The organism is Actinomycetospora chiangmaiensis DSM 45062, assembly GCF_000379625.1.
In the GTDB taxonomy this organism is placed as follows: domain Bacteria; phylum Actinomycetota; class Actinomycetes; order Mycobacteriales; family Pseudonocardiaceae; genus Actinomycetospora; species Actinomycetospora chiangmaiensis.
Map to the genome: position 1 here is coordinate 227364 of NZ_KB903229.1, position 13734 is coordinate 241097.

The 13734-nt window shown below is 73.8% G+C and carries 16 protein-coding genes; 3 read left to right on the forward strand and 13 right to left on the reverse strand.

Annotated features, from left to right (window positions below; all coding sequences use genetic code 11):
• Positions 1–48: 48 nt before the first annotated feature.
• The 9 genes from A3CO_RS0114515 to A3CO_RS0114555 form a co-directional block, all read right to left on the reverse strand.
• Positions 49–687 carry a CoA transferase subunit B gene (locus tag A3CO_RS0114515; protein ID WP_018332970.1) on the reverse strand — a complete coding sequence of 213 codons (639 nt, stop codon included), beginning with the start codon at positions 685–687 and terminating at the stop codon, positions 49–51.
• Positions 684–1487: a CoA transferase subunit A gene (locus A3CO_RS0114520; protein WP_018332971.1), complete on the reverse strand. Its 804-nt coding sequence runs from the start codon at positions 1485–1487 to the stop codon at positions 684–686. The genes A3CO_RS0114515 and A3CO_RS0114520 overlap by 4 nt, the downstream gene beginning before the upstream one ends.
• A 15-nt stretch (positions 1488–1502) precedes the next feature.
• Complete coding sequence (pcaD, locus tag A3CO_RS0114525; protein ID WP_018332972.1) at positions 1503–2267, reverse strand: 3-oxoadipate enol-lactonase; 765 nt, start codon at positions 2265–2267, stop codon at positions 1503–1505.
• 67 nt (positions 2268–2334) lie between these two features.
• Complete coding sequence (gene catC / locus A3CO_RS0114530) at positions 2335–2616, reverse strand: muconolactone Delta-isomerase (protein WP_018332973.1); 282 nt, start codon at positions 2614–2616, stop codon at positions 2335–2337.
• A gap of 78 nt (positions 2617–2694) precedes the next feature.
• A complete protein-coding gene (locus tag A3CO_RS0114535; RefSeq protein ID WP_018332974.1) occupies positions 2695–3795 on the reverse strand; it encodes a mandelate racemase/muconate lactonizing enzyme family protein in 1101 nt (366 codons plus the stop codon).
• Positions 3792–4685 (reverse strand): LysR family transcriptional regulator, encoded by an 894-nt coding sequence (locus tag A3CO_RS0114540; RefSeq protein WP_018332975.1) that lies wholly within the window; start codon positions 4683–4685, stop codon positions 3792–3794. Before A3CO_RS0114540 ends, A3CO_RS0114535 begins: the two co-directional genes overlap by 4 nt.
• Before the next feature lie 44 nt (positions 4686–4729).
• Entirely contained in the window at positions 4730–5599 is an 870-nt protein-coding gene (locus A3CO_RS0114545; protein WP_018332976.1) for a dioxygenase family protein, read from the reverse strand.
• Positions 5596–6786, reverse strand: a complete 1191-nt coding sequence (locus A3CO_RS0114550) for an FAD-dependent monooxygenase (RefSeq protein ID WP_018332977.1) — start codon at positions 6784–6786, stop codon at positions 5596–5598. The genes A3CO_RS0114545 and A3CO_RS0114550 overlap by 4 nt, the downstream gene beginning before the upstream one ends.
• Positions 6783–7505, reverse strand: coding sequence for an alpha/beta hydrolase (locus tag A3CO_RS0114555; RefSeq protein ID WP_018332978.1), 723 nt, complete (start codon positions 7503–7505; stop codon positions 6783–6785). The genes A3CO_RS0114550 and A3CO_RS0114555 overlap by 4 nt, the downstream gene beginning before the upstream one ends.
• Before the next feature lie 181 nt (positions 7506–7686).
• On the opposite strand from A3CO_RS0114555, the gene A3CO_RS0114560 reads away from it, so the two are divergent.
• The gene (locus tag A3CO_RS0114560) at positions 7687–8811 is read left to right on the forward strand and encodes a cobalamin-independent methionine synthase II family protein (RefSeq protein WP_018332979.1); all 1125 of its coding nucleotides are present in this window, start codon (positions 7687–7689) and stop codon (positions 8809–8811) included.
• On the opposite strand, the gene A3CO_RS0114565 is transcribed toward A3CO_RS0114560, so the two are convergent.
• The gene (locus tag A3CO_RS0114565) at positions 8789–9373 is read right to left on the reverse strand and encodes a TetR/AcrR family transcriptional regulator (protein ID WP_018332980.1); all 585 of its coding nucleotides are present in this window, start codon (positions 9371–9373) and stop codon (positions 8789–8791) included. The two genes, A3CO_RS0114560 and A3CO_RS0114565, sit on opposite strands and share 23 nt — an antisense overlap.
• A gap of 92 nt (positions 9374–9465) precedes the next feature.
• Between A3CO_RS0114565 and A3CO_RS32300 the strand changes: the two genes are divergently transcribed.
• Positions 9466–9951: a flavin reductase family protein gene (locus tag A3CO_RS32300; RefSeq protein ID WP_018332981.1), complete on the forward strand. Its 486-nt coding sequence runs from the start codon at positions 9466–9468 to the stop codon at positions 9949–9951.
• Here the strand turns inward: A3CO_RS32300 and A3CO_RS0114575 are convergent.
• Entirely contained in the window at positions 9948–10388 is a 441-nt protein-coding gene (locus A3CO_RS0114575) for a DUF2256 and DUF3253 domain-containing protein (RefSeq protein ID WP_018332982.1), read from the reverse strand. The two genes, A3CO_RS32300 and A3CO_RS0114575, sit on opposite strands and share 4 nt — an antisense overlap.
• Here A3CO_RS0114575 and A3CO_RS0114580 point away from each other — a divergent pair.
• The gene (locus A3CO_RS0114580; RefSeq protein WP_018332983.1) at positions 10383–11216 is read left to right on the forward strand and encodes a PhzF family phenazine biosynthesis protein; all 834 of its coding nucleotides are present in this window, start codon (positions 10383–10385) and stop codon (positions 11214–11216) included. The genes A3CO_RS0114575 and A3CO_RS0114580 overlap by 6 nt on opposite strands.
• A 27-nt stretch (positions 11217–11243) precedes the next feature.
• Here the strand turns inward: A3CO_RS0114580 and A3CO_RS35885 are convergent, their stop codons facing one another.
• Both A3CO_RS35885 and A3CO_RS32310 read right to left on the reverse strand, forming a co-directional pair.
• Positions 11244–13127, reverse strand: a complete 1884-nt coding sequence (locus tag A3CO_RS35885) for an HNH endonuclease signature motif containing protein (RefSeq protein ID WP_026204615.1) — start codon at positions 13125–13127, stop codon at positions 11244–11246.
• Between the two features lie 71 nt (positions 13128–13198).
• Entirely contained in the window at positions 13199–13717 is a 519-nt protein-coding gene (locus A3CO_RS32310) for a GNAT family N-acetyltransferase (RefSeq protein WP_018332984.1), read from the reverse strand.
• Positions 13718–13734 lie beyond the last annotated feature (17 nt).

Consider the following 13734-nt stretch of genomic DNA (forward strand, 5'->3'; position numbering starts at 1 on the left):
AGCCACGAACGACCCGTTCGTCAGGTCGGGGAGGGGTCCCGACGGCGATCAGTCGAGGGCGCTCGTCAGATCGGCGCCGGTCTTCTCGCGGACCTCGTCCTCGGTGACGCCCTCGGCGAGCTCGCGGAGCACGAGGCCGGAGTCGGTGACGTCGATGACCGCGATGTCGGTGATGATGCGCTGGACGACGCCCTCACCGGTCAGCGGCAGGTCGCACTTCTCGACGATCTTGTGCGAGCCGTCCTTCGCCACGTGCTCCATGAGCACGATGACGGTCTTGGCGCCGTGGACGAGGTCCATCGCGCCGCCCATGCCCTTGACCATCTTGCCGGGGATCATCCAGTTGGCGATGTCGCCGGTCTGGGAGACCTGCATGGCGCCGAGGATGGCGGTGTCGACCTTGCCGCCGCGGATCATCCCGAAGCTCAGCGCCGAGTCGAAGAACGAGGCGCCGGGCAGCGTCGTCACCGTCTCCTTGCCGGCGTTGATGAGGTCCGGGTCGACGTCGGCGTCGTAGGGGTACGGGCCGACGCCGAGCAGGCCGTTCTCGGAGTGCAGCGAGATGCCGACGCCGTCGGGCACGTAGTTCGGCACGAGGGTCGGCAGGCCGATGCCGAGGTTGACGTAGGAACCGTCGTGGAGCTCCTGGGCCGCCCGGGCGGCCATCTGCTCACGGGTGAGGCTCATCGGTTCATCGTCTCCTGGGTCGTGCGCTTCTCGATGTGCTTGCGGCCGACCTCGTCGGGGGTCAGCTCGACGACGCGGTGGACGAAGATGCCGGGCAGGTGGACCGCGTCGGGGTCGATCTCGCCGGGCTCGACGAGCTGCTCGACCTCGGCGATCGCCACGCGGCCGGCCATCGCGCACAGCGGGTTGAAGTTGCGCGCGGACTTGTTGAACACGAGGTTGCCGTGCCGGTCGCCCTTCGCGGCGCGCACGATGCCGTAGTCGATGTCCAGCGCGGTCTCGAGCACGTGGGCCTTGCGCCGGCGGGTGCCGTCGGCCTCGGTGACCTCGAACTCGCGGACCTCCTTGGCCGGGGAGGTCAGGACGATGTTCCCGTCGGCGTCGTAGCGCCAGGGCAGGCCGCCCTCCGCGATCATCGTGCCGACGCCGGCCGGAGTGTAGAAGGCGGGGACGCCGGTGCCCGCGGCGCGCAGCCGCTCGGCCAGGGTGCCCTGCGGGTTGAGCTCGACCTCGATCTCGCCGCCGAGGTACTGACGCGCGAACTCCTTGTTCTCGCCGATGTAGGAGGCGACGACCCGGGAGATGCGGTGCTGCTCGAGCAGGACGCCCAGACCCCAGCCGTCGACGCCGCAGTTGTTCGAGGCGACCTTCAGGTCGGTCGCGTCGGTGCGGTTGAGGGCGTCGATCAGCACGATCGGCACCCCGGACAGGCCGAAGCCGCCGACCGCCAACGAGGAGCCGCTCGCGATGTCGGCCACCGCCTCGTCGGCGCTCGCGACCACCTTGTCGATCTCGCTCATGCAGATCCTTCCGATTCAGCTCGAGCCCTTCACGTGCTCGGCGAGCAGCGGGGTGACGATCTCGGGGCGTTGGTAGGACGCCAGGTGGGCCGCGTCGGCCACGACCTCGAAGCGGGCGCCGGGGATGCCGTCGGCGAGCACCTGACCGTGCTCAGGCGGCGTCGCGGGGTCGTGCTCCCCGGAGATCACGAGGGTCGGGGCGGCGATGTCCGCGAGGCGCGACCGGGAGTCCCAGCCCGCGATCGCGTCGCAGCACGCGGCGTAGCCCTCGGCCGGCGTCGCGGCGATCATGTCGCGCATCGCGTTCCGGACGGCGGGTGCGGCCTCGGCGTAGGCCTCGGTGAACCACCGGGCCACCACGGCGTCGGCGATCGCGCCGGTCCCGTCCGCGCGGACGGTGGCGGCGCGCTCCTGCCACGGCTGCGGGTCGCCGAAGCGGGCCGAGGTGCACACCAGCGCGAGGCTCGCGACCCGCTCGGGCGCGCCCAGGGCGATGGCCTGGCCGATCGCGCCGCCGAGGGAGACCCCGGCGAACGAGGCACGGGCGACGTCGAACCCGTCGAGGGTCTCCAGCACGTCGTCGGCGAGCTCCGCTACGGAGTACGGCCCGTCGGGGACGGGGGAGGCCCCGTGGCCGCGGGTGTCGACCGTGATGACCCGGTGCTCGACCGCCAGGTCCCGCCGCTGCGGGGCCCACATGTCGACGGTGGAGCCGAGCGAGCACAGCAGCACGAGCGCGGGCGCGTCGCGCGGCCCTTCGTCGGTCACGTGGAGACGCACTCGGACACCCTCCCGTATCGGGCGATGTGTGCCCATGGGACTTCCGGCCACCGGCAGTGTGCGCCGCTCACACGTCCAGCTTCGAGGGGTGCCGCGTCAGGGCGGTCACCTCGATCTCCATGTACGGGAACAGCGGCAGGCTCGAGAGCAGCTCGTGGAGCTCGTCGCCGGAGTCCACGTCGAACCGGCTGACGTTCGCGTACCGCCCGACCACGCGCCACAACTCCGGCCACTTCCCGGACCGCTGGATCTCGTGCGCCCGCTCCCGCTCCCGGGCGCGCAGGTCGTCGGCGACCTCCGGCGGCATGTCGTGGGGCAGGCGGACGTCCATGCGGACGAGGAACTGCACGGGTGGCTCCCAGTTCGACGGTGTGGCTTTCCTGCCACTGGATGACAGCAACGACGCTTCGCTGCCGAGAGGGGTGGGCTACTGGTCGACGCGGTAGTGGGCGAGCTTGTCGGGGTCGATCGTCGCGCCCAGGCCCGGGACCTGCCGGGCGGCGAGGCGGCCGCCGGTGATCACCGGGGGCTCGGCGAGGACGTCGTCGGTCATGAGCAGGAAGTTGGTGACCTCGACGGGGTGGCGGGCCAGGGCGGCGAGGCCGCAGCCGAGCGCCGTCGACGCGACGGTGTTGACCATGCCGTCGATCTGGTTGCCGACCATCGTCGTGACGCCCAGGCCCTCGCAGAGCCCGACGATCTTCGCGGACTCGGTGAAGCCGGTCCGGGCGACCTTGACGCTGATGGCGTGGGCGTCGCCGTCGAGCAGGGAGCGCGCGACACCGCCGAGGGTGATCGTCGACTCGTCGCCGACGACCGGGATCGGGGAGGTCGCGACGATGCGGCGGCGGCCGAGGACGTCGTCGGCGGGGTTGGGCTCCTCGAGCATCGTCACGCCGTGGTCGGCGAGCCGGCGGGCTCCGATCAGGGCGGTGTCGGCGTCCCAGCCGCGGTTGGCGTCGGCGTAGAGCTCGACGTGGTCGCCGAGCTCGGCCCGCAGCGCCCGCACGGCGGCGAGGTCGACGCCCAGCTCGCGGCCCACCTTGACCTTGAACGCCTCGACGCCGTGCTCGTCGCGCATCTCCACCGCGTCGGCGACCATTTCGCCCGGCGTGCCCAGCCCGATCATGTGGGCGACCCGGATCTCGTCGGCGGCGTGGCCGAGCAGCACGTGCACCGGCTGCCCGCAGGCCTGCCCGACGAGGTCCCACAGCGCGGTGTCGACGGCGCCCTTGGCCGCGTTGTTGGCGACGGTGCGCCGCAGGTCGGCCCGGATGCGCTCGCGGGCGAACGGGTCGGCGCCGACGAGGACCGGGGCGAACAGGTCGCGGACCACCGCGACGACCGAGGCGGCGGTCTCGCCGTAGGTGTAGGGCCGCGGCGGGGCCTCGCCGACGCCCACGAGGCCGTCGTCGGTGGTGATCCGGACGAGCACGTGGTCGGCGGCGGTGACCGCGCCGCTGGCGAAGGCGAAGGGCCGGCGGTAGGGGACGGACAGCGGGATCGCCTCGACGGTCGCGATCTTCATGGGTGGGTCTCCTGGGGCGGGCGGAGCAGGACGGCGAGGGCGCGGGCGAGGGCGGGGGAGGGGTCGTCGGAGCGCCAGCCGAGGGCGACGTCGGTGGTCACCCCGGTGTCGGCGAGGGGTCGGTACCGCACGCCCTCGACGGTGACGGCGAGGACGGACTCCGGGAGCAGGGCGACCCCGAGACCGGCCGCGACCAGGGCGAGCACGGTCGAGGTCTGGGTGGCCTCGTGGGTGTGGCGGGGGACGAACCCGGCGGCCCGGCAGGCGCGGTCGGCGGCCGCACCGACCACCGAGCCCGGGGCCGCGTAGACGACGAAGTCGGCGTCGGCGAGGTCCGCGAGCCCGACCGGGTCCGCCCCCGGGGTGGGAGACGCGGCGGGTTCGGCCAGGACGAGGCCCTCGCGGGCCAGGACGTGGGTCCGCAGGCTCTCGTCGCGGACCGGGGGCCGGAGCACCGCGAGGTCGATGCGGTGGTCGGTCAGCGCCGCCTCGAGGTCGGGCGTGAGCATCTCGGTGCGGAAGCTCAGCGCCAGGCCGGGCAGGGCGGCCGAGAGCCGTCGGACGAGGTCGGGGACGTGGCGGTAGGTGGCGAGCCCGGTGGCCCCGACCCGCAGCGCCCCGAGGTCGCCCGCGGCCACCCGCGACACCTGGTCGCGGGCGGCCGAGACCGACTCGAGGATCCGGACGGCCTCCGGCAGCAGCGTCTCGCCCGCGGCCGTGAGGTCGACCCGCCGGGTGGTCCGCTCGAACAGCGGCGTCCCGAGGTGCGACTCCAGCTGCCGGATGGCCTGCGAGAGCGGCGACTGCGCGATGTGCAGCTCCTCGGCGGCCCGGCCGAAGTGCCGCGTCCGGGCCACCGTCACGAAGTAACGCAGCTGCCGGAGGTCCACCGTGCTCCCGTCGGTCGAGCTCCGCCGCGCTGCGTCTCCCGGACTCAGGCGTCGCGCTCGAGCACGAAGTCCCGGTCGGAGCGGACCTCGGCACCGTTCCCCGTCGGCTGCGGGTCGAGCGTGAGCTCCGGCTTGTCGGCCGAGGCGACGTCGTTGCCGAGGTAGGGGTCACCGGTGAAGAACAGCTGGGTGGTCAGGGTCCGGTGGCCCGGCGCGGAGACCAGCAGGTGGATGTGCGCGGGGCGCCACGGGCTCCAGCCGGCCGCCAGCGTCATCTTCCCGGTCGGACCGTCCAGCGGGATCGTGTACGGCGCCGGCTTGCGGGTGTGGATCTCGTAGCGGCCCTGGTCGTCACAGGTGACCACGCCGCGCAGGTTCCCGGCCGGCGGCTTCGCGGCGAAGCCGGAGTACCAGCCCTCGTCGTCGGTGTGCCAGATGTCGACGGTCGCGCCGGCCAGCGGCGTGCCGTCGGTGTCGGTGACCTGCCCGGCCAGGATCATCGGGGTGCCGGGCTCGTCGTCGCGCATCGGCAGCGTGGCCGGCGAGTCGAGCTGCGCCTGCCCGTCGAGCCAGAACGGGCCGAGGATCGTGCCGACGGACCCCTGCTGGGTCTCGGCGGCGACCTTCTCGACCTCGAACTCGAGGTAGACGTCGAGGAACAGCGGCCACTCCCCGGTGTCGGAGACGCTGATGAGCCAGCGCTTGAACGCGTCGAACTCCTCGTAGGTGACCTTCTGCTCGCGGATGGCGGCGCGGATGCCCTCGAGGGCGGCGCCCACGACGGCGGAGACGCGCGCGGGGTCGGCGCTGCCACCCGCCGTCCGGAAGGTGGCCGCGCCGGAGCGGGCGATGTCGGTGGCGTGCGAGCCGGCGGTGGCGGCGTCGGAGACGGACTGGTCCTCGGTGGTGGTCATGCTGGTTCCCTCGTGCTGGTGGTGACGGCGCTGTCGGTGATGGCGGAGTGGTCGTGGACCCAGGCGTTGGCGTCGAGGTAGCCCGCGAAGCGCGCGTCGCGCGCCTTCAGGCCGTCGACGTCGTCGTCGGGGAGGTGCAGGAGCGTCCCGGTCTCCCAGGCGCTGGTGGAGACGGCGCGGGTGCGGGCGCGGCGTCGGCGGGGATAGGCGGCGAGGGCCTCGTCGGGACCGGTGGCGGCCAGCAGGTCGGCGAGCACGACGGCGTCCTCGATCGACTGGTTGGCGCCCTGGCCGTGGTGGGGGAGCATCGCGTGGCACGCGTCGCCGATGAGTGCGACCCGGTCCCGGGTCCACCGGGTCAGGTGCGGCTGCGAGAGCAGCGGCCAGCGCGGGCTCTGCGGGACGGCGGCGAGCATCTCGACGACGGCGGGGTGCCAGCCCTCGAAGGCCGCGAGGAGTTCGCCGTCGGGAACCTCCTTGTTCCCGCCCTGCCACTCGTCCGGGCCGCAGAGCACGGCGAAGAAGTTGACCGTGTCGTCGTCGCGCTCCACACCGCCGAGGGCGTAGTGCAGGAGGTGGGCGTGCGGGCCCGCCCAGAACTGGATGGCCAGCGGGTCGGGCAGCGACGGCAGCGCCGAGCGGGGCACCAGGCCGCGGAAGGCACTGGTGCCCGAGTAGCGCGGCCCCTCCCCCGGGGCGACGAAGTCGCGGACGACGGAGTGCACGCCGTCGGCGCCGACGACGACGTCGGCGGTCACGGTGGAGCCGTCGGTGAACGCGATCGACCGCCCGTCGTCGCCGATGCCGGCGACCGCCCGGGAGAGGTGAAGGTGCTCCTCGCCGAACGCGCGGGCGAGGCCCTGCTGCAGGTCGACGCGGTGGATGCCCCAGTAGGGCGCGCCGAACCGGCCGCGGTACTCCTGCCCGCCGGGGTGGGCGGCGATCTGCTCGCCGGTGCGGCCGTCGCGGTAGATGAGCGCGGAGGGCATCGTCGAGACCCGGTCGAGGGCCTCCCCGACGCCCAGGCGGTACAGCTCCCGGGTGCCGTTCGCCGAGAGCGCGACCGCGGCCCCGACCTCCCGCAGTTCGTCGGCGCGCTCGTAGAGGTCGACGGCGATCCCCCGGGCCCGCAGTGCGAGCCCGAGGGTCAGCCCGCCGATCCCGGCACCGACGACGGCGACCCTCATCCGACCGCCTTCAGGAACGCGTCGGTGAGCTCGCCGGGGCGGGTGAAGTTGGCCTCGTGGCTGCCCGGTGCCTCGATCGCGGTGACGCCGAGACGCTCCGGGAAGCGCGTCCACCCGTACTCGCCGGGCGGCAGCGCGACGTCGTCGACGGAGAGGACGTAGGCGCTGGGTACGTCGAGGTCGAAGAACGGCTTCTGGTTCGGCGCCTCCGAGAAGGCGCCCATCGGCTGCGGGGCGAGCAGGCCGAACACGGCGCGCTGCGCGTCCTCGCTCGCGTCCTGCATGAACGCGCCGGCCCACACCTCGAAGGGCAGCGAGACGGTGTTCTGCTCGCCGCTCGCCGCGGCCTGGGCGCTGAACAGCTCCGCGTAGTGCGGCGGGACGGCGTCCATGAGCGACTCGCCGTCCTGCGGGACGAAGGCGCTCCAGAAGACGTTCCGCTTCAGGCGGGGCGCGATGCGGGGCGCGGCGCCGCAGACGACGTAGCCGCCCCAGCTGTGCCCGAGCAGCGTGACGTCCCGCAGGTCCTCGCGCTCGACGAGGTCGACCACCGCGTCGGCGCAGTCGGTCAGGGTGATCCCGCGGGGATCGTCGCCGAGGTCCAGCCCCGGCAGGGTCGGGGTGTACACCCGGTGCCCCGCGGCCCGCAGCTTCGTGGCCACGGGCCGCCAGCTCCAGCCGCCGTGCCACGCGCCGGTGATCAGGACGAAGGTCTCCACGCTGAACGGCCTCCTGTCGTGTGGGTCTCGACGTGCAGCGTGACACGGGTCATCCCGGAGGAGAAAGCACAGAATCGCGCACGATTGAGATGCACGACGTCTGAATCCCGATCCGGTTGACTCGTCGTCGGGAATCCCCCTAGCTTCACCTGAACTGTTCGGTTCAGGAAAAGAGGACGCCGTGGTCCGCATCCGCACGACGCACGTCGGGAGCCTCCCGCGCCCGACCGCCCTGCTCGACCTGCTCGCCGACCCGCAGGCCGACCCGGCCGCGCGGGACGCCGCCACCCGCGACGCCGTGGCGGGCATCGTCGCGGCCCAGCAGGAGCACGGGATCGACGTGGTGACCGACGGCGAGATGGGCAAGCTCGGCTTCTTCAGCTACGTCACCGAACGTCTCGGCGGGCTGGAGCGTCGGCCCGGTGCCGAGACGGTCTACAGCTTCGCCGCGGAGCAGGAGGCGTTCCCGGAGTACTACGAGCGGTACTTCGCGCAGGCGATGATGGGCGGCACCGTCGGGACGATCGAGCCGGTGGTGTGCACCGGGCCGCTCGTCTACCAGGGGGAGGCGGCGCTCCGGCGCGATCTCGACAACCTCGCGGCGGCCGTCGACCCCGCGGACGCCTTCGTCCCGTCGATCGCGCCGAGCGGCGTCGGGGTGAACGAGTACTACGACACCGAGGAGGCCTACTACTTCGCCGTCGCGGACGCGCTGCACACCGAGTACCGGGCGATCGTCGACGCCGGGTTCACGCTGCAGGTCGACGATCCGTTCCTCACCGAGATCTTCAGCTTCCACGGGTACGACGAGGCGCAGCGTGACCGCCGGGGCCGGATGTACGTCGAGGCGGTCAACCACGCGCTGCGCGGCATCCCGGCCGAGCGGGTCCGGTTCCACACCTGCTACTCGATCAACGAGGGCCCCCGGGTGTTCGACGTGCCGTTGGCCGACGTCATCGACCTCGTGCTCGCCGTGAACGCCCGGTACGTGTCGTTCGAGGCCGCCAACCCCCGCCACGAGCACGAGTACCACCTCTGGGAGACCGTGGCGCTGCCGGCGGACAAGGTGCTCGTGCCGGGCGTCATCACCCACGCCTCCAACATCGTCGAACACCCGGAGCTGATCGCCGAGCGCCTGGAGCGGTTCGCCCGGCTCGTCGGCCCGGAGCGGGTGATGGCCGGCGCCGACTGCGGCTTCTCCTCCCAGGCGACCTACCGTCCGGAGGTGGACGAGCGGGTCATGTGGGCCAAGTTCGACGCGATGGCCGAGGGCGCCCGCCTCGTCAGCGCCCGGCTCCGCCGATGACGAGGTCCACGACCGTCTCGGGCGGGGTCGTGCGTCCGGCGAGGTGGTCCGCGTAGAGGGTCCCGACGACGAGGCTGGTCACGGCCTCGACGTCGAGATCGCCCCGGAGCTCGCCGCGCTCGACGCCCGCGGCCAGGACGGCGGCGAACAGGGCCCGGCGGGGCAGCAGCGTGTTCTCCCGCACGATCCCGAGGAGCTCCCCGCCGGATCCACGCTCGTCGGCCAGGCACGTCCCGAGGATGCTCATCGCCCCGACCGCGTCGTACTGCGCCCGCATGGCCACGAGCAGGGCGACGAGGTCGGCGCGCACGTCGCCGGTCGGGGTGGGGACGTGCCCGAGCCGCAGGTGCGCCAGGGCGGCGCCGACCAGCGCGTTCTTGGTGGCCCAGCGCGTGTAGACGGTCACCTTGGACACCCCGGCCGCCGCGGCCACCCGGTCCATCGAGGTCCCCGCGACGCCGTGCTCGGCGAGCAGGCGCACCGTGGCGTCGAGGACGGCCGCGTCCTTGCTCCGGTCCTTGACCCGGCCACGACGGGGCGCCGGGGACGGTGCGGGTTCCATGGGCCCCGCAGCGTACGTCCGCGTCCGTGGCCCCGGACGGTGAGAACGCCTAGCGTGATCTCCCGACCGCGACGGCGAGACCTGGAGGACGCATGCCGAGCACGGACCCGACGACGATGCGGTCGGTCCTGGGCCACTTCCCGTCCGGCGTGACGATCGTGACCGGTCTGGTCGACGGCGAGCCCGCCGGCTTCACCTGCCAGTCCTTCTCGTCGCTCTCGCTCGACCCGCCACTGGTGCTGATCCTGCCGGGGCGCAACTCGTCGTCCTGGCCGAAGATCGAGACGACCGGCAGCTTCTGCGTCAACGTGCTCGCCGAGGACCAGGGCGGGCTGTCGACGCAGTTCGCGAAGTCGGGGACCGACAAGTTCGCGGGCGTCGACTGGACCCCCGCGCCCGAGTCGGGGTCACCGGTCCTGGCCGGCGCGACCGCCTGGATCGACTGCACCCTCCACGCCTCCCACGACGGCGGCGACCACCTCATCGTGGTCGGCGCGGTGCAGGCGCTCGCGACCGCCGAGCTGCCGCCGCTGGTGTTCCACCGGGGCGCCTACGCGCGCACCTCGGCCGCGAGCTAGATCTTCCGCAGCCGGATCGGCCCCTTCGCCGTGGAGGGGTCGATGACGTGGCCCTGCTGCGTGATCTCGATCGTCCCCGCGTCGACCAGGCGCCGGGCCGCGCGCCGGGCGGGCTCCATGAGGTCGCGCCAGCCGTCGCCCCCGACCTGCTTCGCCGCCTCCGACGGGCAGATCGTCTTCCCCGCGGCGCGCCGGTCGAGCAGCTCGACGATCGTGGTCTCCAGGGCCCGGTCGGTGTCGTCCGGCCTGTGCCGCCGGCAGGCGTCCGAGCAGTAGCGCACGTTCTCCCAGTCGCGGGCCCACTTCTTGCGCCACTCGATGCGCCGCCCGCAGGTCGCGCACGTCTTCTCCGCCACGCCTCCGGTGTACCCGCTGCCACCCGGTCGCAGGTGGCTCTGCCCGAGCGACCCGGCGTCGGGGAGGGTCGTCCCGTGCACAGCTTCACCCAGGTCGACGTGTTCACCGACGAGCTCTTCGCCGGCAACCCGGTCGCGGTCGTCCACGACGCCGACGACCTCACCGACGCGCAGATGGCCGCCATCGCCTCGTGGACCAACCTGTCCGAGACGACGTTCCTGCTGCGTCCGACGCAGCCCGACGCGGACTACCGGCTGCGCATCTTCACCCCGCGCCACGAGCTGCCCTTCGCGGGCCATCCGACGCTCGGCTCCGCCCGCGCGTGGCTGGAGGCGGGCGGCGTTCCCGACGACGGGTCGGGCCCGGTCCAGGAGTGCGGCGCCGGTCTCGTGCGGGTGCGCTCGGGCGAGCGCCTGGCGTTCGAGGCGCCGCCGCTGGTGCGGTCCGGGCCGGTCGACGCCGCGGACCTCGCCACGCTCACGGCGGGTCTCGGGACCGACGACGTCGTCGACGCGGCCTGGGTGGACAACGGGCCCGGGTGGGTCGCGTTGCTGTTGCGCGACGCGGCGACCGTGCTCGCGCTGGAACCCGATCTGCGGGCCCTGGCGGAGACCGAGGTCAGCCGGGCCGTCGGCGTCGTCGGGCCGCACCCCGACGGGGCGGCGGCCGCCTTCGAGGTGCGCGCCTTCGTGCCGAGCATGGGGGTGGGTGAGGACCCGGTGACCGGGTCGCTCAACGCCGGGCTGGGCATGTGGCTGACGGCGGCCGGGCACGCCCCGTCGTCGTACGTGGCGGCGCAGGGCACCGTGCTCGGGCGGCGGGGCCGGGTCCACGTCGAGCACGTGGACGGCCGGGTCCTCGTCGGGGGCGACACCGTCGTCGGGGTGAGCGGGACGCTCGCGGTCTGAGGCCTACAGCGTCCGGGCGGCCGCTCGTCAGAACGGCGGATCGTCGCCGGCGTAGGCGGTGCGGTCGGCGCGCGTGGCGAGGTGCCAGGCGGTGTCGACCGCCGCGTCGGTGACCTGGCCGTGCCGATTCGGGCGGGGTCGGCCGGGCGGCCAGGGTCGCGGGCGGTGCTCGGGGATCCGGGCACGAGGACCGGTGCGCGCCACGGGTCCGGGCAGCGGCCGGTAGCGGTGTGGCGTCTTCTCGACGGCGCGTCCCGTCGGGGAGGTCCACTCGAAGTGCCCGGGCCGGGGCTGGCGCAGCGTCCAGCCGCTCTCGGGATCGCCCTTGAGCAGGTGGTCGCGACGACACAGCACGCCCAGGTCGTCGGCAACGGTCTGCCCGCCGGCGACGACCGGGAGGGTGTGGTCGACGTCGGCGCCGACGGCGTCCACCGCGCAGCCGGGGGCGCGGCAGGTGTGGTCGCGCGCCTGCACCCAGTCGCGCAGCCGGGTCGAGGGGAACCGGTTCGCGGCCTCGTCCCGGTGGCGGGCCGGGTGCTCGTGGGCGGGCCGCGCGCGTTCGCGGGCCAACGCCCGGGCGGCACGGCGCAGCAGACCGACCGTGTGGGCGCCGGGGTCGGGCGTCAGTCCGGCTCGGACGCGGGTGTCGGTGTACTCGGCGGCGAGAGCGTCGAGGTCGGCCGTGGCGGCCGTGAGTTCGACGACGTGTGCGCGTCGCCGTCCGCCGATCGGAGGCGAGCCGGTGACCGGTGGGTGGATGGAGAGGACGTGCTCGAGGTCGCCGTCCTGGTCGTAGAGGCGGATGCGCCAGCGGGTGTGGGTGCGGGCCCACGCCATCGCCAGCGCCGCGCGGTGGGTGATGGGACCGCGTTCGGGGAGCTCGCCGGGGGAGCGGTCGCCGAGGAGGGCACCCAGCTCCAGGCGCACCACCGTGCGCGGCCGGAACGTCACCACCGGGTGTGCGGCGGGCTCGTCACCGGCACCTCGAGCCGCGTCATCGTCTGTTCCCCCAGGCTCGGCGTCGTCCGGCCCGTCGTCGCCGGGCAGGTCGTCGCCGGGCGGGTCGTCGCTGGGCCCGTCGTGCGGCCCGTCGTGCGGCCCGTCGTGCGGCCCGTCGTGCGGCCCGTCGTGCGGCCCGTCGTCGGGCCCGTCGTCGGGTCCGTCGTCAGGCCCGGGCTCGTCGGGACCGTCTCCCGCAGCCGGCCCGCCGAGGACGGCGGTGACGTGGCGGACGACGTCGAGGTCGTACATCCCGGCCCCGGCGGGCCCGGTGAGGGTCAGCATCACCTCGGACTCCACCACCCCGACCGACACCCCGGCGATACCGGCGCGCTTGAGGCGGTGCAGCACGGCGTGGGCGAGCGCGACGATCCGGTCGTGTGCGTCCTGGGCCGGGTTCTCGGGCAGGTCCAGCCCGCACAGTTCGGCGGCACCGGAGGGCGCCGAGCGCAACGCCACCCGTCGACGCGCGACGGCGGCGGCGCGCCGACGCTCGGCCCACTCCGGGTCGACGGCCATCGCCACCCGACCCACCAGCCGTCGCAGCTCCGCGTAGCCGAGTGCCGGTGCCTGGTCGAGGACCTCGTCGACGACCGCTCGGGCCTGGGCGTCGTCGAGGTCGGCGACCAGATCGACGATCGACGAGGCCTTGCGCTCCTCGAGCAGCCCCACTCGCATGGCCTCGCCCAGGCGGGGCAGCCGCTCGAGGACCTGGCGGGCGAACTCGATCCGCGTCGCGGCGTGGCTCTCCGACCAGCCCAGCGAGGCGGCGACGGTCTTCCCCACGCGGGGCCGCGAGGCCACCCGCTCCGTGGTGTTCGCCGTCGCCCGTGAGCACTCGAGCATCCACCGGCACACCTGCCACGCAGCGATGTTGGCGCGCGCGAAGTGAACGCTCAGCCCGACGTCCACCCACTGCCCCTTGCCGCTGTCATGATTCGAACACTAGTACGAACCCCCGACACTCTCGGTCGGATTCGCAGCTATCGCTCCAGCGCGAGCACCACCATCGTCCGCACCGACCCGTCCCGGAGCCGCCGGGCGGGATCGACGTGGTCCTCGACGAACCCCGCCCGCCGGGCCACGCCGAGGGACGCGGCGTTCGCAGGCTCGATCGTCAGTTCCAGCCGCCGGCAGTCGCGCTCGGCGAACGCCCACGCCGCCACCGTGGTCAACGCGTCCGACGTCCAGCCCCGCCCGCGCACCCCCGCCGCGCACCAGTAGCCGATCTCGCCCACGCCGTCCCGCACGTGCAGCAGGGCCATGCTCCCGGCCACCCGCCCCGGCTCGCTCAGCCCCTCGACGCAGAACGACGCCCCGCCCTCGGCCTCGACGTCGGCGACGTGGTGGGCCAGGAACCAGTCCGCGTCCTCCCGCCGGTAGGGCGAGGGGACCGTGGTGAAGCGCTGCACCTCGGGGTCCTGGCAGGCCCGGAAGATCGCCTCGGCGTCGTCGTCCCGCCACGGGCGCAGTCGCGTCAGCACGCCGAGCAGCACGGTCACGGGTCCATCATCGCCGC